At 43.9% G+C, this 20,120-nt stretch carries 11 protein-coding genes, 1 tRNA gene and 5 pseudogenes; 9 read left to right on the top strand and 8 right to left on the bottom strand.

What is annotated here, in order from left to right; all coding sequences use genetic code 11:
- Positions 1-35: 35 nt before the first annotated feature.
- Both JCM16496_RS04425 and JCM16496_RS04420 read right to left on the bottom strand, forming a co-directional pair.
- On the bottom strand, positions 36-332 hold the full coding sequence (locus JCM16496_RS04425; RefSeq protein WP_025832564.1) for a YtxH domain-containing protein: 297 nt from the start codon (positions 330-332) through the stop codon (positions 36-38).
- A gap of 30 nt (positions 333-362) precedes the next feature.
- Positions 363-620 carry a GlsB/YeaQ/YmgE family stress response membrane protein gene (locus JCM16496_RS04420; protein ID WP_025832562.1) on the bottom strand — a complete coding sequence of 86 codons (258 nt, stop codon included), beginning with the start codon at positions 618-620 and terminating at the stop codon, positions 363-365.
- A 584-nt stretch (positions 621-1,204) separates the two neighbouring features.
- On the opposite strand from JCM16496_RS04420, the gene JCM16496_RS04415 reads away from it, so the two are divergent.
- The 3 genes and pseudogenes from JCM16496_RS04415 (at position 1,205) to JCM16496_RS04410 (ending at position 6,468) form a co-directional block, all read left to right on the top strand.
- Complete coding sequence (locus JCM16496_RS04415) at positions 1,205-1,720, top strand: outer membrane protein (protein ID WP_025832560.1); 516 nt, start codon at positions 1,205-1,207, stop codon at positions 1,718-1,720.
- Positions 1,721-1,894: 174 nt separating this feature from the next.
- Positions 1,895-2,072 (top strand): annotated as a pseudogene (locus JCM16496_RS21405) (IS5/IS1182 family transposase); the annotation flags it as partial.
- Positions 2,073-2,473: 401 nt separating this feature from the next.
- Positions 2,474-6,468: pseudogene (locus JCM16496_RS04410) on the top strand (hybrid sensor histidine kinase/response regulator transcription factor).
- 99 nt (positions 6,469-6,567) lie between these two features.
- Here JCM16496_RS04410 and JCM16496_RS04405 read toward each other — a convergent pair.
- Complete coding sequence (locus tag JCM16496_RS04405) at positions 6,568-7,602, bottom strand: hypothetical protein (protein ID WP_025832558.1); 1,035 nt, start codon at positions 7,600-7,602, stop codon at positions 6,568-6,570.
- 402 nt (positions 7,603-8,004) lie between these two features.
- Here JCM16496_RS04405 and JCM16496_RS04400 point away from each other — a divergent pair, with 402 nt between their 5' ends.
- Both JCM16496_RS04400 and JCM16496_RS04395 read left to right on the top strand, forming a co-directional pair.
- A complete protein-coding gene (locus JCM16496_RS04400; protein WP_025832556.1) occupies positions 8,005-9,147 on the top strand; it encodes an OmpA family protein in 1,143 nt (380 codons plus the stop codon).
- A 122-nt stretch (positions 9,148-9,269) separates the two neighbouring features.
- Positions 9,270-10,493 (top strand): NAD(P)/FAD-dependent oxidoreductase, encoded by a 1,224-nt coding sequence (locus JCM16496_RS04395; protein ID WP_025832554.1) that lies wholly within the window; start codon positions 9,270-9,272, stop codon positions 10,491-10,493.
- A gap of 60 nt (positions 10,494-10,553) precedes the next feature.
- Here JCM16496_RS04395 and JCM16496_RS24865 read toward each other — a convergent pair.
- Positions 10,554-10,772: pseudogene (locus tag JCM16496_RS24865) on the bottom strand (hypothetical protein); the annotation flags it as partial.
- Positions 10,773-10,923: 151 nt separating this feature from the next.
- Positions 10,924-10,996, bottom strand: a tRNA-Arg gene (locus tag JCM16496_RS04385).
- Positions 10,997-11,208: 212 nt separating this feature from the next.
- Between JCM16496_RS04385 and asnA the strand changes: the two are divergent.
- Together asnA and ung are read left to right on the top strand one after the other, a co-directional pair.
- Positions 11,209-12,245, top strand: a pseudogene (asnA, locus tag JCM16496_RS04380) (aspartate--ammonia ligase).
- Positions 12,246-12,388: 143 nt separating this feature from the next.
- Positions 12,389-13,051 (top strand): uracil-DNA glycosylase, encoded by a 663-nt coding sequence (gene ung, locus JCM16496_RS04375; protein WP_005827240.1) that lies wholly within the window; start codon positions 12,389-12,391, stop codon positions 13,049-13,051.
- 3 nt (positions 13,052-13,054) lie between these two features.
- Here ung and JCM16496_RS04370 read toward each other — a convergent pair whose 3' ends face one another.
- The 3 genes from JCM16496_RS04370 to JCM16496_RS04360 all read right to left on the bottom strand — a co-directional run bounded on the left by JCM16496_RS04370 (position 13,055) and on the right by JCM16496_RS04360 (position 18,215).
- Positions 13,055-15,844 carry a putative LPS assembly protein LptD gene (locus JCM16496_RS04370; RefSeq protein ID WP_025832552.1) on the bottom strand — a complete coding sequence of 930 codons (2,790 nt, stop codon included), beginning with the start codon at positions 15,842-15,844 and terminating at the stop codon, positions 13,055-13,057.
- A 79-nt stretch (positions 15,845-15,923) separates the two neighbouring features.
- Complete coding sequence (locus tag JCM16496_RS04365; RefSeq protein ID WP_025832549.1) at positions 15,924-16,460, bottom strand: HD domain-containing protein; 537 nt, start codon at positions 16,458-16,460, stop codon at positions 15,924-15,926.
- Positions 16,461-16,490: 30 nt separating this feature from the next.
- On the bottom strand, positions 16,491-18,215 hold the full coding sequence (locus tag JCM16496_RS04360; RefSeq protein WP_025832548.1) for an ArnT family glycosyltransferase: 1,725 nt from the start codon (positions 18,213-18,215) through the stop codon (positions 16,491-16,493).
- Positions 18,216-18,477: 262 nt separating this feature from the next.
- On the opposite strand from JCM16496_RS04360, the pseudogene JCM16496_RS04355 reads away from it, so the two are divergent.
- Together JCM16496_RS04355 and JCM16496_RS04350 are read left to right on the top strand one after the other, a co-directional pair.
- A pseudogene (locus JCM16496_RS04355) lies at positions 18,478-18,854 on the top strand (GtrA family protein).
- Between the two features lie 51 nt (positions 18,855-18,905).
- Positions 18,906-19,877 carry a glycosyltransferase family 2 protein gene (locus JCM16496_RS04350; RefSeq protein WP_025832547.1) on the top strand — a complete coding sequence of 324 codons (972 nt, stop codon included), beginning with the start codon at positions 18,906-18,908 and terminating at the stop codon, positions 19,875-19,877.
- Positions 19,878-20,120: the final 243 nt, after the last annotated feature.

Genomic DNA, 20,120 nt, shown 5'->3' with positions numbered 1-20,120 from the left:
AGCGTATGAGCAGTCAACAAGTTACTTGTTCAAATTCACTTTTTTACCTCGGAAGCCACTGTATGCACTTTGCCTTTAAATTCATCCGCTTTCCCGGCAAATTCGGAAGCTTTGTCAGCTACCTTATCCACTACGGCTTTTCCGGTATCCGCCACTTTTTCCCCGGCTTCATCCAGCATGTCTTCTGCCTGACCGGTTATCTTATGAAAGGCGTCACATACTTTTTCCTTCAATTTTTTTGCTTTCGACGTGCGTGAGAAACGATAAACCAAAGCACCGATGACCGAACCTACTCCCAGGCCGATCCATAAACTAGAATTTCTATTTTCCATAATTAAGTTGTTTTTAAATGGTTAAAATAATTAAAGTTCAATCTTCTTTCTGCTATTAAACAACGAAACAATCCACAGTAGTACGACAGCTCCCACGATTGAAGTCACCAAGCTACCCAGAAGGCCTGTCGTTGCAATTCCCAGCAGGCCGAACACCCACCCGCCTAAAACGCCACCAACGACACCCACTAACAAGTTGACAAGGAGACCGAAACCTCCGCCCCGCATAAGTTTACCGGCTATGAATCCGGCAACAATTCCAATAATAATGTACCATAGAAAATACATAGGCTAATTTTTTTAAGTTACACACTTGATTCTGAATTTACATGTAAATATATAGATAGATATATCATCCTCTTATTTCAAATAAAAAGAAAAAAAATCAATCTTGCATATTGCTATCATTTCATCTGTCTGCAGTTGCTTGAAAACAAATATGCTATTGCTCCGATAACAGAACAAACCATTAATCTGACTCGTAAATCAAAACTTAGACTTTTCATGGCTATAGATTTCAAAAATAAAATAAAATAAATCCTTTATATCAAATAAGACATTGATTACAAATTAGTTATATCAATAATTATATTCCTTTTTCAAACTAAAAAATCGAGATACAACTAACCTTATCCTTTGTCATATATTGAAAAAACACTGTATTCAAAAAAATAGTTCGAGACATAAACATGAAATTAACATCATTTTTTCACTTTATGAAAATTAAAGAAAAGAGCTTACACATTAACATTCATATTTTTCATATATGTAATAATATATAGCAAACAAATGTAATCAAACATTTGTTGTACACCTTAAAAGAGGATTATTCTTCTTTTAAAGAAACATTTTATTAACTAAATGCCTTAATTATGAAAAAATTATTTTTGCTGGCCATGATTACATTGGCATCAGTGGGCATGAACGCCCAGACAGTGAAAGGTGAAGGCTCTTTGATGGGCAATGTCGGTTATCAGACAAACTACGAAAGGTTTGGCCTGGGAGTACAAGGACGCTATGCGATAGCGAATAATCTTCGGATTGCTCCGGATGTGACGTTCTACTTTCCTAAAGACAAAGTTACCGGACTGGATGTAAGCGTGAATTTCCATTATGTATTCAACTTCAAAGAAGACGGTCAAGGATTTTCAGTCTATCCTCTTGCCGGTATCGGTATGCAGAACAACTTCTATGGCAAAAAGAGTGTTGAAATAGACGGGAAAGAAATGGAAATGGATCGGAGCAACTCCACAAAATTTGCTTTCAACCTGGGAGGAGGTATCACACTACCCATCTCCGAGCGCAGTTATCTGAATGCCGAAGCCAGGTTTATGTTCGCCAAAGATGACAATATGGCAATCATGTTGGGATATGGATACAAATTCTAAAAAGCAAGTATGCTGATAATCCATTGTTTTTCAAACGACAGACACCTTTATCAGGCACTATAAGGTTGTCAAAACGTAGCACAACCTTTTTTTATACGCAAAGCCCAGACTTTCCCAAGCCCGGGCTTTGTTATTGCCCAAAGTTCATGTAACTTTAGACCTCATTTTTTCGTTATAGCAAAGTTACATTTTCGTCCTTACATCCCCAACCAAACGTTTTTTCATAAAGAATTGATGAGAACATCGCCGCAACAATCCGGTCCGCATAGCCAACACTGTTGTTGACCATCTCAATCTTGATAGTTTCAAAAAGCTTTACAAGGAAACAAATTGTCGTGCCTATCATCCTGAAACAGCGACACGCCTATAATAATCTATGAATAGGATTGAAAGAGACAGGTTCTCCTTTGGAAGAAGGTTCCTTGTTCAAATTTGCCAAAGCCGATTAATGCGATATGCAATAAGAATCCAGGAGAGCCCTTGGATTAATAAAAGAAAGAAGTGAATAGCAGAATCTTAATTCTTTGGGAGAGCTTGAACGGATTGAAAGTCCTATCCTCACAACAAATAGTAAAGCATATACACAACAAATATCAGTTAAGTAGACGTTCAAATTTAGTTTAATCATTTACTTATAAGGGTTATCATTGCCAAATGGATGAACCAGAATAAAATAAAATTCATTTGTCGAATGGTATTTTAACCAATATTCTATAAATTTGCAAACACGTTTTTAAATCTTTTGCGACAAACATGAAAATATCTTTAAACATTAGACGAATTTTTCTTTTTACTCTCTTTTTCATCAGTAGTTCCGTAAGCAGGGGCCAGATTTATAAGTACATAGGACTGGAAAATGGCCTGAGTAACCAAAAAATATATCATATCCAAAAAGGACGACGGGGATATATGTGGTTTCTGACTCAAGAGGGAGTAGACCGTTATGACGGAAAACATATCAAGCATTATAACTTCTCGGACGACAGCATGAAACTAGACTCACGGGTTGCCTTAAATTGGTTCTATATGGACAGCGGAAATGTATTATGGGTAATCGGTCAGAAAGGCCGTATTTTCAGATATGATTCACTGCATGATAAATTTGAACTGGTATACGTGCACCCGGAACTGCTCAGAAATAAATCGCAGGCATTTTTGAATTATGGTTATCTGGACAAGAATGACCGCATCTGGTTATGCTATAAAGATAGCGTTACATGGTATGATATCCATACCGGAACAACTTTACATATGCCGACCCCGGTCAACGGGGAAATAACCGCCATTGAACAGACGGATGGCAACCATTTCTTTATCGGTACAGGAAATGGTCTGTTCCATACTGGAATAGAAAGAGGGAAACTAAATATAATACCTGATAAAGCGGTGGAAAGTATCAGCGCACCGGTACACGAACTCTATTATCATGCCGTTTCAAAACAACTGTTTGTGGGAAGCTATAAGGAGGGAGTACTTATATATGATGTGGGAGGAGCAGGAAAAATCATCCCTTGCCAATCGCCCAATAATGTAGAGATAAACCAGATTGTCGCCTTGAACGCCCATGAGCTCCTAATAGCTACAGGTGGCAAGGGAGTATATAAACTAGATATGAATACATGCATAAGTGAGCCCTATATAACAGCTGATTATGATAGTTATAATGGAATGAACGGAAACAACATCAATGATATTTATGTGGACGAGGAAGAACGCATCTGGCTCGCCAATTATCCTACCGGCATTACCATCCGTAACAACCGCTATGGAAGTTACGACCTGATAAGACACTCCATTGGCAACAGCTTTTCACTGGTGAACGATCAGGTTCATGATGTACTGGAAGACAGTGACGGTGACCTCTGGTTTGCGACCAGTAACGGCATCAGCCTTTATCAGACCGATACAAAAGAATGGCGCTCATTCCTCAGTTCCTTCGAGCCGGTGCCGGACGATGAGAATCACATCTTTTTGGCGCTGTGTGAAGCCTCTCCTGGCGTGATATGGGCCGGCGGTTTTATGTCAGGCATTTGCAAGATAGAAAAGAGGAAAGGATTTAAGATTAGCCATCTTTCTCCTGCTACCATTGCAGGAGTACGTCCCGACCAATATATATTTGACATCAAGAAAGATTCGGACGGTGATGTCTGGTCCGGCGGATACTATCATTTGAAGCGTATCAATCTTGCTACTAGAAGTGTGCGCCTATACCCGGGAGTAAGCTCCATTACTACCATTCAGGAAAAAAACACCCGGCAGATGTGGATCGGTACAAGAATGGGGCTCTACCAACTTGACAAGAAATCGGGAATCTACCAGTATGTCGACCTGCCCGTTGAATCCCCCTATATATGCTCTTTGCACCAGAGGGACGACGGTATCCTATATATCGGTACCCGTGGAGCCGGGCTGCTTGTATATGACATCAGTAAAAAGAAGTTCATTCATCAGTACCGTACAGACAACTGCGCATTGATTTCCGACAATATCTATACAATTCTTCCACGTCAAGACGGGAGTTTCCTCATGGGTACGGAAAACGGAATTACCATTTATTCTCCCAAAGAACATTCCTTCCGCAATTGGACACGAGAACAAGGGTTGATGAGTGTCAATTTCAATACCGGCTCTGCAACAACTTATAGCAAGAATACACTTGTTTTTGGTGGAAATGACGGAGCTGTCAGATTTCCGATAGACATACAGATACCAGAACCGCATTACTCACGTCTGTTACTGCGCGATTTCATGATAGCCTATCATCCGTTTATCCAGGTGATGAGGGTTCTCCACTGGAGAAGGATATTGATGAGACTGAGCGGCTGGAACTAGCCTATGGACAAAACTCTTTTTCTCTTGACGTAGCTTCCATTAATTATGATTATCCTTCCAACATTCTTTATTCATGGAAGATTGACGGTTTTCATAAAGAATGGAGCCGCCCGAGCCTGGACAACCGGATTGTTGTAAGAAACCTGCCTCCCGGCAGTTATACGTTACAGATTCGTGCCATATCCAATGAGGAAAAGTACAAGACCTATGAGACACGAAGTATTCAGATTGTCATAACACCTCCTGCGTGGGCCAGTGTTTGGGCTATGACCGGATATGCAATCCTGCTGGTACTGATTACGGGCATCATATTCCGTATCATCATGTTGCACAAACAGAAGAAGGTTTCAGATGAAAAGACCCGTTTTTTCATCAATACGGCCCATGATATACGTACTCCGCTCACATTAATAAAGGCTCCACTAGAAGAGGTCGTAGAAAGCCGCATAGTGCCGGAACAAGCATTGCCCCATGTAAATATGGCGCTTAAAAACGTGAATGCATTACTTCAACTGACAACCAACCTGATAAATTTTGAACGGATAGATGTATATTCTTCCACCCTTTACGTTTCCGAATACGAACTGAACCATTATATGAACAATATTTGCGCCACTTTCCGCAAATATGCCGAAATGAAACATGTCAGATTTGTTTATGAAAGTAACTTTGATTATCTGAATGTGTGGTTTGACAGCGACAAGATGGGATCCATATTAAAAAATGTCCTGTCAAATGCATTGAAGTATACACCTGAAGGTGGAAGTATACGTATTTATGCCTGCGAGGAAGGAGACTCCTGGAGCATTGAGGTGAAAGATACAGGAATCGGCATTCCCTCATGCGAACAGAAGAAATTGTTCAAGAACTATTTTCGAGGAAGCAATGTTATCAATCTGAAAGTAACGGGCAGTGGAATCGGGCTGATGTTGGTATACAAACTGGTCAGATTACATAAAGGCAGGATTCAGATCCAGAGTACCGAACATCAAGGTACATGTGTGCAAATTACCTTTCCGAAAGGAAACAGCCATCTCCATAAAGCAAAATTCATTTCTCCCAAGACATTGGACGAGTGTTCGGAGACTACCATACCTAGTAGTGATACTTCAGAATTACCACCCATGGAAACATCTCAAGCAAACGGCACTTTACAACGTATCCTGATAGTAGAGGACAATGATGATTTACGCAATTATCTTATTGACATGTTCAAAACGGGTTATTATGTCCAGTCTTGTCCAAATGGGAAAGAGGCTCTTGTTATAATACGGGAATTTAACCCGGCTCTTGTCATATCCGACATAATGATGCCCGAAATGGGCGGGGACGAACTATGTTCGATTATAAAAGGTGATCTTGAAATATCCCATATTCCGGTCATTTTGTTGACTGCCCTGGGAGATGAGAAAAATATGCTTGAAGGACTGGAAATCGGAGCGGATGCCTACATCACCAAACCCTTTAGTGTAGGAATACTCAAGGCAACGGTTAAGAACATACTTACAAATCGTGCTTTGCTCCGCCAGGTTTATAACTGCATTGAAGATAAAGAACAAAATCTTCCTGCCAACTGCACCAATTCCTTGGATTGGAAGTTCATTGCCTCTGTCAAAGAATGCATAGAGAACAACCTGGGAAATCCGGACTTCAATGTGGACATGCTCAGCAGTTTGCATCACATGAGTCGTACAAGCTTCTTCAACAAATTAAAGGCATTGACCGGCTATGCTCCAGCTGATTATATCCGGATGATACGTTTGCAACACGCCACACAATTATTGAAACAAGACAAATATACAATAACTGAGATTGCCGACATGGTTGGATTCTCGGATGCAAAATACTTTCGCGAAGTATTCAAGAAGTATTACAATGTAAGTCCAAGCAAATTCAATAAAAAGCCGGAAGAGTGATTATTAATAATAAGAAGACATTCCAAAATCAGCCAACTAACTCGAGATGAATTAGTTGGCTTTCTTTTGTAATATTTCCTACTTGATATTTTCCAGTCATCAGATATCTACTCTTTCTTGTGTTTTTCTACTGCCACAAGCACCGGCGGCACAACATAATATAGCCCCGAACAAAAGAGCGAAAAATGAAATCAAAGCAGACCGCGCAGCTGCATCCGCTGCTTTATCAGCAGCCACCAGTGCTTTGTGTTTGAGTTCTTTCCATTCTTGTACTGCTTTTTGTAGTTCCATTTCCAAATTGTCTATCTGTTTTTCGACTTCTATATGTGCATTATCTATCAGATTCATATACTGTTCGACTGTTTTGTCTACTTCTTGTTTGGACATATTGGTATTGTTGACTATAACCTTAGCCAAATCATCCCGGTCTATACTTTGGCTAAGATTTTCCACACGTTGTTTCAAACGTTCCAAAAAACTATTAATCGCCTCATCCGTTTCCTGAGGAGAAGCAATAATAGCCTTGACAGATTTACTTAAATCATCCTTTACCTCCTCCAATTGCTTCTTAAGATAGTCCGGCTGTAATTCTTTCACATTGCTCTTGACAAGTGCAGTACGTATATTCTGCGGTATGTTTTCTTCTTTTAGAGTCGCATTGAAATTGATCCTACCAAATACCTCTTCCGCTTCTTCAGACAATACAGAAATACCACTTCCGACAGCATTGCCTGCTCCGGATAAGACACTGCCCGTAACTGATGAAACAGCTCCAAGTGTATTTGCAGTCATTTTCACCGCACCAGCAGCTAAAAAAGCACCTAATACAACGACAACAATCAACGTGGTGGCCCAAACCAAAAATCCGTGTATCACTCCGTCCATACCGGCCAATTTCCCAGCAACAAAACCACCTGCAGCCATACCAGCAATCAGAATGACGGCAGAACCAATCCCTACGGCAGTACCTATACCAGACGTAGGATGCTCGGATAGCGGCTCAAACATAAACAATCCTATACTCGAATTTAGAATAGACAACAACACGGATATTGCCAATACAGTCATGACACCACCCAAAACACTGCCCCAAGACACTCTGCCCTTAAGCTCTGCTAAACTTAATTTTTTCATAATCGTCAGTTTTTTAATTAATACTATAGTTTGATACTTCATAAAAAAACAGCATCAAAAGAATATTTGTTTGATGAATATTTGTCATTCCAACAGATATTTGTGTTAAAAAACGCATGTGTATATAAAGTTATATTTGATGCCGTTATACATAAATCCCCAAAATTCCACCTTATATATCCAGGATGTATTTTCACCGCTAACACAAGTATCTAGCAGCCTATGACTTCTTAAATAGATGTTAAATCCGTTTCTGTTTTTCGAACCATCCTATTTAACGAACTGTTTTTTAAACAAAGGTTATGACAAAGTAATTCATTAGATTATATACAATCATAACTACACAACTGACAATACCACATGTGTGACATATTTATTGTATTACTATTAATTTATTTAATTATGAAAAAATCTATCTTTATTCTAGCACTAAGCATGGGTATTCTTACCATGCATGCGCAAAATGACCGTACGGCCCTTGAAGGTACACGCCCTGGTGATAACTGGTCCATTGAATTGAAAGCCGGTGCTGTAACCCCTTTGACCCACAGTTCCTTCTTAAGAAATGCCCGACCGGCCTTCGGATTCGGGATTGGAAAACAACTTACTCCCATATTCGGTCTGGGTATTCAAGGCATGGGATATGTAAATACCTCAGCCAGCAAGACTGCATTTGATGCCTCCGAAGTAAGCTTACTCGGCAGAGTCAACCTAATGAATCTTTTTGGAGGCTATATGGGCGAACCACGCGTTTTTGAAATCGAGACTCTGACGGGTATCGGCTGGCTACATTACTATCAGAATGGCCCCGGTGATACAAACTCCTGGTCTACACGCCTTGGCCTAAACTTGAACTTCAACCTAGGTGAGGAAAAAGCATGGACACTCGGCATCAAACCGGCCATCGTATATGACATGCAGGGAGACTTCAACAAAGCAAAAAGCCGTTTCAACGCTAACAATGCAACTTTCGAACTGACCGCCGGATTAACCTACCATTTCATGTGCAGTAACGGCTCACACCATTTCACAACCGTGAAACCTTACGATCCGGTAGAAGTAGAGGAACTGAATGATGCAGTCAACGACCTGCGGTCACAATTGAACGACAAAGACATGCGGCTAAACAATGCCGTACAGCAAGCAAACAACTTGCAAAGGGAACTGGCCGAATGTAGAACCCAAGCCGCCAATATAGAAACTGTAGTAAAGACCAATCGCATTCCGGAATCTATTATTACTTTCAGGCAAGGAAAGTCGGTGGTTGATGCCTCTCAATTACCTAATGTAGAACGTGTAGCTACTTACATGAAGAAACATCCTGAAGCCAAAGTCATCATCAAAGGATATGCTTCTCCCGAAGGTAACCTTGCTTTCAATGAGAAACTGGCAAAAGCACGTGCCGAAGCAGTGAAGAGCATACTTGTAAGAAAATACAAAATCAATGATACCCGCATTACCGCCGAAGGACAAGGAATTGGCGATATGTTCTCCGAACCGGACTGGAACCGTGTCAGCATTTGTACTATCGAGGAAGGTAAATAATCTTCTATAAACGGAAAGTAAATTCCAACAAGGCAACTTCTCTATTTTTAATTTCCCCCTCACTTTCTTTCTGCTTTTCCAGCAAAAAGGAAGTGAGAGGGGAAAATCAACAAGACAATATTATGGACTTACATTCAGGATTACCCTATTGGATCATCAAGAACTCCTTATTGGACTATTTCCACCCTTTGGAGGATGATTTGTCAACAGATGTCGTCATTATAGGTTCCGGTATAACGGGAGCGTTGATGGCACACGAATTGTGTCGTGCCGGAATAGAATGCTGCGTGATTGACAAACGCAGCATTGCAACCGGAAGTTCTGCGGCGAGTACCGCCTTGCTGCAATATGAAATAGATGTTCCCCTCTGCCGGATGGCAAAAATCATCGGCGAGAAGAATGCTGTGACAGCTTACCAAGCATGTCTGCAGTCCATTGCCGATATTAAAAAAGAATTAGAAGAAACCGGGGTCAGTGCCGACTACGAGCAACGGCCCAGCCTCTTTTACGCCAGTAGTCAGGCAGACAACAAGTTGCTGAAACAAGAATATGAAATACGGAAAAAGCATAAATTACCAATCAGCCTGCTCAAGAAGAACGAAGTCGCAGAACAATATCATGTAAAAGTACCCGGTAATGCTCTGGTAAACGAAGCCGCCGCACAGATGGATGCCTATAGAGCCGCCACCGGATTGCTGATACACAATATAAAGGAAAAGGGACTGAGTGTTTTCACCCACACCGATATAAAGGAATACAAGGAAATGCCTGATGGCTGTATCATGACAACAGACAAAGGACATAAAATTAAATGCGGATATATAATCGTAGCCGCAGGATTTGAAGCCAGACAATTTCTTCCGCAGAAAATCATGGATTTGACTTCTACCTATGCACTCATATCACATCCGGTAGCTCCGGAACAGCTATGGCCGACACGTTGCCTGATTTGGGAAACGACCGACCCTTATCTATATATCCGCACCACCAACGGAAACCGGATTATCATAGGTGGTGAAGACGAAAAGTTCAGTGCTCCGCAGCGCCGTGATTCACTACTCAGAAAGAAAGTCAGCATTCTGGAGAACAAATTCAGAAAACTGCTACCCGATATCCCTTTCAAAACAGAAATGGCATGGTGCGGCACATTCAGCACTACCAAAGACGGATTGCCTTTCATCGGAAACTGGCCAGGCAAAGAGCGAATATTTTTCGACCTGGGATATGGTGGAAACGGTATCACTTTCAGCATGATCGGAGCACAAATCATCTGCAGTCGACTACAAGGTATCGAGGATGAGCGCAGTCTGGTTTTCGGTTACAAAAGAATTGAGAAATATTGGTAAGGGCAAACCTCCTGACGTCCATTTTCCCGTACCAATATCCCCGGGTTAGGTCAATATTCAACATTCCATCAACAAATCCGGCAACGATGAAGACAGAGGTCTATAACCCTCAATGTATTTATCACCTCTCCAATCTAAAAGCCGCCAAAATATTTTCTTGTCACTCTGGTCCGAATAACCATCTTTACTAATATTGGAGTTCTTCACAACCCATTCCTCAAATCCGTCTCCCCAATATTTACTTTTCTTCCTTTCTTTAAAATATTGAAAGGTGTCCATAAACCGATATTAGAAAACACCTACAAAATCATCGATAAACTGATTTAATATTTTCATAGCCATTTTTCTTTGGTCCTGCCATTAGAATTGTATTGTATAAGAAAGGAACTCCCTTTGCAAAGTATTCATGCAAAGAGAGTTCCTTTCTTTGTGACCCCGGTGCGATTCAAACGCACGACCTTCAGAACCGGAATCTGACGCTCTATTCACTAAGCTACGGAGCCAAATGCGAGTGCAAAAATATAAAAAAATCTGCAGACTCCTAACATTCAAACGCTTTTTATATCAAAACGGGGAATATTTTCATTATTACTTTGAGAAGACTAACCGCAATTACACAAACATTTTGTTCTTTTTCTCCATAAAATAGGAGCAAGTATCAATATTATTCCTATCTTTGCCAAGCAATTTAACAGAAGTTATACTGAATAGATTTATGAGCTACCTGATAACACCTGAAGGTTACAAACCTTTATTGGACCTAAAACAGACTGAATTAGGAATTAAACAAATTAAAGAGTTCTTCCAATTGAACCTCTCTTCCGAACTGCGCCTGCGACGTGTGACAGCTCCACTGTTCGTATTGAAAGGAATGGGTATCAATGACGACCTCAATGGAGTGGAACGTGCCGTGACTTTCCCTATCAAAGATTTGGGCGACGCCAAGGCTGAAGTAGTGCACTCCCTCGCCAAATGGAAACGGCTCACGCTTGCCGAATACCATATAGAACCGGGATATGGCATCTACACAGACATGAATGCCATCCGTGCCGATGAGGAGCTGGGCAACCTGCATTCCCTTTATGTAGACCAGTGGGACTGGGAACGTGTCATTACTGCCGAAGACCGCAATGTGGAGTTCCTCAAGGAGATAGTAACCCGCATCTATGCAGCCATGGTGCGCACAGAATATATGGTATATGAGATGTATCCGCAAATCAAGCCTTGCCTGCCCCAGAAACTTCACTTCATCCATGCCGAAGAATTGCGCCAACTGTATCCGGACTTGGAACCCAAATGCCGTGAACATGCCATTTGCAAGAAATACGGTGCGGTGTTCATCATCGGTATCGGATGCAAGCTGAGCGACGGCAAGAAGCACGACGGACGCGCCCCGGACTACGATGACTATACCAGCAAAGGCTGAACGACCTCCCCGGACTGAACGGTGACCTCTTGCTATGGGACCACATCCTGCAACGCAGCATCGAACTTTCCTCCATGGGTATCCGCGTAGACAAGGAAGCCCTGCTTCGCCAGCTCAAAGAGGAAGGCGAAGAGGACCGTCTGGAACTTTACTTCCACAAACGCTTGATGAATGATACACTGCCGCTTTCCATCGGTGGCGGTATAGGACAGTCCCGCCTCTGTATGTTCTATCTGCGCAAGGCGCATATCGGTGAGATACAAGCCAGTATCTGGCCGGAAGAGATGCGAATGGAGTGCAAGAAACACGATATACATCTGATTTAAAAAAAATATTTCACCACAGAGGACACAGAGTTTTCTTGAATAATGAATTGCAAATTCAAAAAAACTCTGCGGAACTCTGTGTCCTCTGTGGTGAAATAGTAATTAAATATTCGTATCTTCGCAGGCAACTAACACCACCAATTATGAATGTTCAAATAGAAGAAAGCTGGAAAGCACATCTGCAACCTGAATTTGAGAAAGATTATTTCCGTACATTGACTGATTTTGTACGGGACGAATATGGAAAATATGCAATATATCCTCCGGGAAAGCTGATATTCAATGCATTCAACCTATGTCCTTTTGACAAAGTAAAAGTCGTGATAATCGGTCAAGACCCCTATCATGGTCCGGGACAAGCACACGGACTTTGTTTCTCCGTAAATGACGGTGTTCCCTTCCCTCCTTCCCTGCTCAATATCTTCAAGGAAATAAAAAATGACATTGGCACTGATGCCCCCACTACCGGCAATCTGACACGATGGGCAGAACAAGGCATATTGCTGCTCAATGCTACCCTCACCGTACGTGCACACCAAGCCGGTTCTCACCAAAACCGCGGTTGGGAAACATTTACAGATGCGGCCATCCGCATTCTCGCCGAAGAAAAAGAGCATCTTGTATTTATTCTTTGGGGAGCCTACGCCCAACGCAAAGGGGCATTCATCGACCGTAGCCGGCATTTGGTACTTACCTCGGCACATCCATCTCCCCTATCCGCCTATAACGGTTTCTTCGGGAACAAGCATTTCAGCAAAACAAACGAGTATTTGCGGGAACACGGAGAGACGGAAATAATTTGGTAAACATCAATACCACTGAATATTGCTCTGAGTCTGGCTTCTCTGTTCCCATTTCAAGTCCTGCAGGATGCTGGCATTGGCACGAATGGTAAAGTTATAGTATTTCCAACGTCCGAAAGGCGATATGGCAGCCGTCATGCTGAAACAGTGCAGGTCACGTGTGATGTTGAAAGCGGTCTGCGTTATCTCCTTCACATTGAAGTCATAACCGGAATTGAAGCTGACAGCCCATTTGTTGGTAAGCTTGACGTTACCGTTTATATTAAGGGAGTTCAGGCTGAATTTGTACGGATAGCGCATGTTCTTACGATTAATGGGCTTACTGGTGTCTTCCGTAATATTGAAACCGGTACTGAAATTGATTGACCAAGGCATCTTGAATACCTGATAACCGTCAGCATCGGCAGTAGCCTTTTCTTTCTTCTTCTTCGGAGTGCCGTCCTCGGTAGTTTCGCCCTCCATGCCGCCGTCTTCTTCCGTCGAGGCATTCTGGTCCTGCCCCTCGTCATCCTTCTGACCGGTGAAGAAGTTCCTTATTTTTTTCCACGAATCATTGTTCACGGTCCAACTGAAGGATGTACCATATCCAGACCAACGGCCAAAACGACCATATGACCATTCCGTACGGTTACCGGTCACCACCCTTCCGCTCTCGTCAAACTCGTAGGCATAGGTAGCAAAGGTGGAGCTCATACTCAACGTATAACTCTTGCTCAACTTCAGACGGAGGTTGAAGCTCAAGTCACTCCAAGGTCGGGTAGTGGCAGCTGTATTATAACTGATTCCCATTCCCAACTCATCAATCAAGCTCACCTTGCGGATAGAGTCGTTCTTATCCTTGAACTTCATTTCAAGGTTGTTGGAGATATTGAAACTGATAAGCCCCTGCTTTCCTCCACTTGGCGGACTGAACACCTGACCGGCATAATAGGAATACTGCACGGTATCGCGAATACCGTTCTGTTCTTTTATATAAGAGTCATAATAGCCAAAACGGGACGAAGTGAAATCGGGCGCAGCGCTGAAACTGATGGAGGGAGTGATGACGTGACGTATCTGTATCTCCTTCTTCTTCATGAACAGCGGCTTGTACATACCATAAACTTTGGTATTGATACCCAGACTGGCACTGTAATCGTATACACGGTGAAAGCCGTAGGTCGTATCATTCACCTCCTTGCCTTGCTCATCGTCCCAATCCTTCTTCACCTTGCGGGTGTACCAACGCTCCGTATAGTTTACGGTAGGCGTCACATTGAAGAACTTGAACAAAGTAAACGTGGCGCTCACAGGAATCTCATGCTGCATACCGTTCTCCCAATCGCGTATCAGGTTCTTCTTGAACAACAGATTGTCCTTCGTCTTGATGCTGTTCTTCACACGACCGGTATAGCGAACGGAAATCTTCTCATACCACTTCTCGTCTCCCACTGCATGTTTACGCTTGAAAGGGAAAATGGTACTCAAGGAAATGGTCATGTCCGGCAAGGTCACCGCGATAGAGGAGTCACGCATGGTCTGGGCAATATTACCTGAAGCGGAGATGCTCAGATGCTGGTCGGGAAAGTTACGCGAATAGCTGACACTGGAGGTCTTGGTATTCTGCGACATTGCCTGAGAGTTGTACATATTGCCGATATTGGTACGCTCATAACTACTGGTAGCAAAGTTCACACTGGCAGAGAATGTGGAGTTCGGGCTCGCTTTCGGGTCCTGCCGGTGAGACCACACCACCTTGAAGTCTTTGGCAACCGAGTAGTCGGGCAAGCCTTTGTCACCGGTCTTGGTCACCTGATAGCTTGCCTGCAGCAAACCGGAATATTTGTAACGCTTCACATAGTTCGACTCCATATTCAGCGCCCAGGAACCTTTCGTAAAGATGTCCGCCCTCAGCTTCAAGTCCATTTGGTCACTGATGGCAAAGTAATATCCACCGTCCGTCAGACCGAAGCCGCGATTGGAGTCATCCATATAAGTAGGCATCAGGAAACCGGACTGGTAGCTGCTGGAGAACGGGAAAAAGAAAAACGGGACGGCAAGCGGAAGCGGCACATCCTCTACTACCAGATAGGCAGGCCCCGTCACCACATTCTTTTTGGGACGTACCTTGGCGTATGTCATCTGCATATAAAAGTGGGGGTGGTCGTGATGGTCACAAGTCGTGTAACGACCGCTCCGCATATAGAGTTCATCATTATTCCCTTTCTTGGCATTATTACCGGTCACGTATCCCTCGCCCTGCTGGCTGACAACATTGCTGATAAGACCTCTTTTACTCTTGAAGTTATAGCGGATAGTATCGGTTTCGTAGGAGGTGTCCCCGTCTTTGAAGACCGGACGTCCCTTGGCTGTTCCTACAGAATCTACTACGCCACGGGCAAAAACCGTACTGTTGTCCATATCCATGGAGATGACATCAGCCTCCAGGTCAGCACCCGGATAGCTCACCTTTCCCTGGCCGTAAAGGTGGGCAAAGCCACTCTGCGTAAATACAATGGAGTCATTGGCCTCGTAGGCTACGGGAGCGTCCAGCGCATCCTTCTTGGGAGGTGCAGCCGCTACCGTATCTTGTTGCAACGAATCGGCAGGAAGCCCCTTTCCCCCTCGCAGGGAGTCTCCCATCTGCAGACTATCCCCTACCTGCAGCGCGTCACCACCCTGCAACGTGTCTGTCCGCTGAATATCCGGAGGCGTGACCTTCCCTCTACGGCGCTGAGAAGCAGCCCCACCGGAGAGAAGAAGCAAGACGAATAGTAGTATGAATGATATGAATGTATTTGCTTTCAATGGCGTCATTAACTAATAGTTTACGCTTGGAGGGGCAAAAGTACGCAATTTATACGGATAATCTCCCTTTTTAAAGAAATTTAGATTGCTACAAGAAGAGTTCGCACCAATTATCAAAGCGCCGTACCCCTTCTTCACCATAACGTTCCAAACTTTTACGGGCCTTTTCTACACTTTTCTCCTTTTCCAAATGAGTCTTCGAATAAAACTTATCGGCAAAACAGATAACTTGTTCTTCCAGGCTGACCGGAACCATTTCGCGATGCGGCACGGGCAAATCCTGCGCAATGATTTCCTTCAATGAAAGTCCGGCACCCGTATGGCGTTCACAAACCAAAGCATGGCGGGGATAGCCCTCGCCGCGCATCAAGTCGGCCCCCAAATAACCGTGACAGATATAAGGCTTGTCGCCAAAACAATGGATACCTGCCGCATCGGTAAGAAAAATGCCTATATCGTGCAGCATGGCAGCCTCGTACAGAAAATCCTTATCCAATGAAAGCTCCGGATGGCGGTCGGCAATCCATAACGACTTGTCGGCTACGGAACGGCTGTGCGTCAACAGTATATGCCGCAATTCATTCTCTTCCGGATAATATTTGTTAATGATATCTATCGGATTCATTTTAAACTATGAGTTATGAGTTATCAATTATCAATTGTCAAACGCCCTGAATTTATACATGCAAACTTCATTACGCATATCACAACTGCGTCTGTCTGTACGGAATATCTTTTCCAGATGATATGTCTGTCCCAGCTCTCCCAACATATTCTCCTCCTCCTTTACGGGAACCAACAAATACCCCTCCCCGTCAGACGGACGTTCCTTTTCAATGTGCCGCATGCGGTCCTTCAGATAGAAGTTGACACCATAGAAGCTCATTTTTGAGTAAGAATAAACCACACCTTCCGGAACATACGTATTGACCCTTTCAGCCAGATGTCTGTCTGATTTCACAGCCAGCACCGTAGGCTGATAAACCGAATCCAATGATACGAAAAGACAAAGCATACATCCTGCTATACCATATAATAATGACCGGCTATCCGCACGCTTCGCCACCATGCGTAACGTGCAGACAGCGGCTACTACGGGAAGCGCCACCAAGAGCCACTTGGGAACAGACAAAGCCACATTCTCCAACGCATACATAAAGGCTACATTCTCGGCGGCATGGCGCCCGCTTCCAAAAATGCTGTCGGGAACCAGGCCGAGACGAACTACGACAAAAACAAGCGTAAGCAACAAGCCTAAAGAAGCAAAGACGACGGCACAAATCCTGAAAACCCGGGCCCCCTTTTGTACCAAAGCCAACAGATACTCGGCTATCAGCACTGCCATAAACGGATAGATGGGAAGCAGATAAACGCTCCGCTTACTCTTGGGGATGCAGTAGAAGACAAAGATTATCAGAATGACCAGCCACATGAACAATTGTAGCGGAGACTGGTTGCGGAAAGCAGTCCAGCCCTTCTTCAACCGCAACAGCAGGGTCTCCCCTTCCGGCAGGCAGCGCATGTTTTTCCACTTCAAGCCAAACAAGGAAATTACCAGAACCAGCGTCCAGGGAATCCATCCCCAAATCAAAGTCAGGAAATTATACCATATAGGATTTTCGTGGGACTCGTAGGACATTTTGCCCATAAACCGCCCGGTATTCTCCTCCAGAACCAAATCGAGGAACGGTTGTCCGCCTTGTCTGTAAGCTACGTATACCCAAGCAAAATAAGGAACAAAAGAAAGCAAGCCGATACCTGCCAGCGAGAAAAACGCTTTCCAGAAAGAACGTCCGCGCAACAACTGATACACACCGATACATGCGCAAGGGAACAGGAAGCCTACCGGCCCTTTGGTCAGCGTGGCACATCCCATCAGCAACACCGCAAGCCAGGGCACTCCGCGGCATCCCTTCTCGTCCCAGCGGAACAGCAGGCAAAGGGAAATAACGATAAAGGCAACCTGAACCATATCGACCCGGCAAGCCACAGCCGCCCGGTGCACCTCGAAAGAAGACAAAAGAAGGATAGAAGCCAGAAATGCCGTCCGGACGTTTTTACGTTTTGCCACAAAGGCAAAGAACACCAACTGCATGGCCACAAAGGCGAGTGCAGACGGGAAACGGGCAGAAAACTCCGTCACCTCTCCAAAAAGGGAAGAGACGGCAGCTATCGACCAGTAGAAGAAAGGGGGTTTATAAGCAATATCAGTACCATAGTTCACCGGAAGTATCCAGTTTTCACTTTCCAGCATAGAAAGGGCAACAATCGCCTCCCGCGGTTCTCCCTTGGAATAAAAAATGGTTTCTCCCAAAAAAGGAACAACCACAAGCACACTCAGCAGCGCAATAAACCAGAACGCCTTCTTTCTGTCCGACATACCTTATCTGTTTTTATGTTTTCTGGGCGCAAAAATACAAATAATAATGAAACTATGCCTAACTTTGCCATCCGAATAGTAGTATGAAAGCTAGAAACAGCCGGTTGCTTCCCTGCCTTACCTCTGTCGTCCCCCTATCTTCTCCGTCTCTATACAGTGGGAGCAGACAGGGAGCTGGTAGGGAGCAGATAGGGAGCTGGTAGGAGACAGAAGAATCCCATCACCTGTTTCTTAATTCAGCCAACAAGCAAAAATCAAGTAAATGATGAGAATAAAACAACTACCGGAATTTGTACGCTTCGTAATGGTGGGCGTCTTTGCCACAGCCTGCACTACGGATTGTATTTCGTATTACAACGGGTTATCAACGTAAACATAGCCTACACACTGGGGTATGCCCTCAGCTTCATCGCCAATTTCTATCTGACCGCCTACTTCACCTTCGCCCGAAAGCCCTCATGGAGAAAAGCCTTCGGATTTGGCGGGGCGCATCTGCTCAACTATTTATTACACATGGGGTTACTAAACACCTTCCTCTGGATGGGACTGCCCAAGCCTTTGGCACCCATTCCGGTTTTCGCCATCGCCATCCCGGTCAACTTCCTGCTCGTACGCTTCGTTTTCAAAAGAAAAGAGTGATAATTTGGTTTTCTCCCGATTTCTTACGAATATTGCAAAAAGATTTGTTCTATGATGGAAAACTCTCCCATACTCGCCGTTGTCGTACCTTGCTACAAAGAGGAGGCAGTGCTGCATGAAACCCATAAACGATTGAGCCAATTATTCGACCGGCTGATACAAGCCCGGCAGATTTCCCCGGAAAGCTATATACTGTATGTAAACGACGGAAGCACCGACCGGACATGGGCCATCATCAAAGAACTGCACCAGCATACGGCCTATGCCTGCGGACTGAACCTGGCAGGAAACGTAGGACACCAGAATGCCTTGCTGGCAGGACTCAATGCAGTGAAAGACCGTTGCGAGATAGCCATTTCCATTGATGCAGACCTGCAAGACGACATCCAGGTGATTCCGGACATGGTAAACAGCTACAAGGCGGGCAATGACATCGTTTATGGCGTACGTAAAGAACGGAAGACCGACACTTTCTTCAAACGCAACACCGCTTTGGTCTTTTATCGGCTGATGAAGGCAATGGGGGTAAAATCCGTCTACAACCATGCCGACTACCGCCTGATGAGCCAGCGGGCTGTACAACACCTATGCCGCTTCCGCGAGCGCAACCTTTTTCTTCGGGGACTGGTTCCCCTCATCGGCTACCAGACGGACAGCGTGTACTACAACCGCGACAAGCGTTTTGCCGGAGAATCAAAGTATCCTTTCCGGAAGATGCTTAATTTTGCCATCGACGGTATCACTTCCTTTTCCGTCAAACCGGTCCGTATGATTTTTTGGATAGGCTGCATCTTTATTCTTGTGGCACTGTGTGTCACCGGATGGACACTTCACTCTTACACACAGCACAACACCGTCCCCGGATGGTCATCACTGATGATTTCCGTCTGGCTGGTAGGAGGTGTGATACTTGTGTCGCTGGGGATTGTAGGCGAATACATCGGCAAAATATACATTGAGGTGAAGGACCGACCGCGCTACAATGAAGAAGAACTGTTGATGCCGTCCGGCAAAACAGAATAAAAGGAGCCCATCTCATCCTCTCTCTATAAAGTTTGTTTTTCAAAATCATCTATCACGCTATGATAAAAGTGACATCCGGCGTACTTATCTCATCTGCCTCCTGATAATGCTATATACTTAGTTTTCAGCATGAAACTTTTAGTTTTATCCATTGAAACCAAAAGTTTCAGCAAGGAAGACTATTAGTTTTAGTGAGGAAGACAATTAGTTTCAACGTACAAAACAATTGGTTTCAACAAGTAA

This window comes from Bacteroides rodentium JCM 16496, from assembly GCF_000614125.1.
Lineage (GTDB): Bacteria > Bacteroidota > Bacteroidia > Bacteroidales > Bacteroidaceae > Bacteroides > Bacteroides rodentium.
This window is presented reverse-complemented; position numbering and strand designations above follow the sequence as displayed.

Coding starts and splice junctions, on each gene's coding strand:
- JCM16496_RS04370 (WP_025832552.1), bottom strand. CDS start 15,844: ATGACGCCATTGAAAGCAAATACATTCATATCATTCATACTACTATTC.
- JCM16496_RS04365 (WP_025832549.1), bottom strand. CDS start 16,460: ATGAATCCGATAGATATCATTAACAAATATTATCCGGAAGAGAATGAA.
- JCM16496_RS04425 (WP_025832564.1), bottom strand. CDS start 332: ATGGAAAATAGAAATTCTAGTTTATGGATCGGCCTGGGAGTAGGTTCG.
- ung (WP_005827240.1), top strand. CDS start 12,389: ATGAATGTTCAAATAGAAGAAAGCTGGAAAGCACATCTGCAACCTGAA.
- JCM16496_RS04395 (WP_025832554.1), top strand. CDS start 9,270: ATGGACTTACATTCAGGATTACCCTATTGGATCATCAAGAACTCCTTA.
- JCM16496_RS04350 (WP_025832547.1), top strand. CDS start 18,906: ATGATGGAAAACTCTCCCATACTCGCCGTTGTCGTACCTTGCTACAAA.
- JCM16496_RS04420 (WP_025832562.1), bottom strand. CDS start 620: ATGTATTTTCTATGGTACATTATTATTGGAATTGTTGCCGGATTCATA.
- JCM16496_RS04400 (WP_025832556.1), top strand. CDS start 8,005: ATGAAAAAATCTATCTTTATTCTAGCACTAAGCATGGGTATTCTTACC.
- JCM16496_RS04360 (WP_025832548.1), bottom strand. CDS start 18,215: ATGTCGGACAGAAAGAAGGCGTTCTGGTTTATTGCGCTGCTGAGTGTG.
- JCM16496_RS04405 (WP_025832558.1), bottom strand. CDS start 7,602: ATGAAAAAATTAAGTTTAGCAGAGCTTAAGGGCAGAGTGTCTTGGGGC.
- JCM16496_RS04415 (WP_025832560.1), top strand. CDS start 1,205: ATGAAAAAATTATTTTTGCTGGCCATGATTACATTGGCATCAGTGGGC.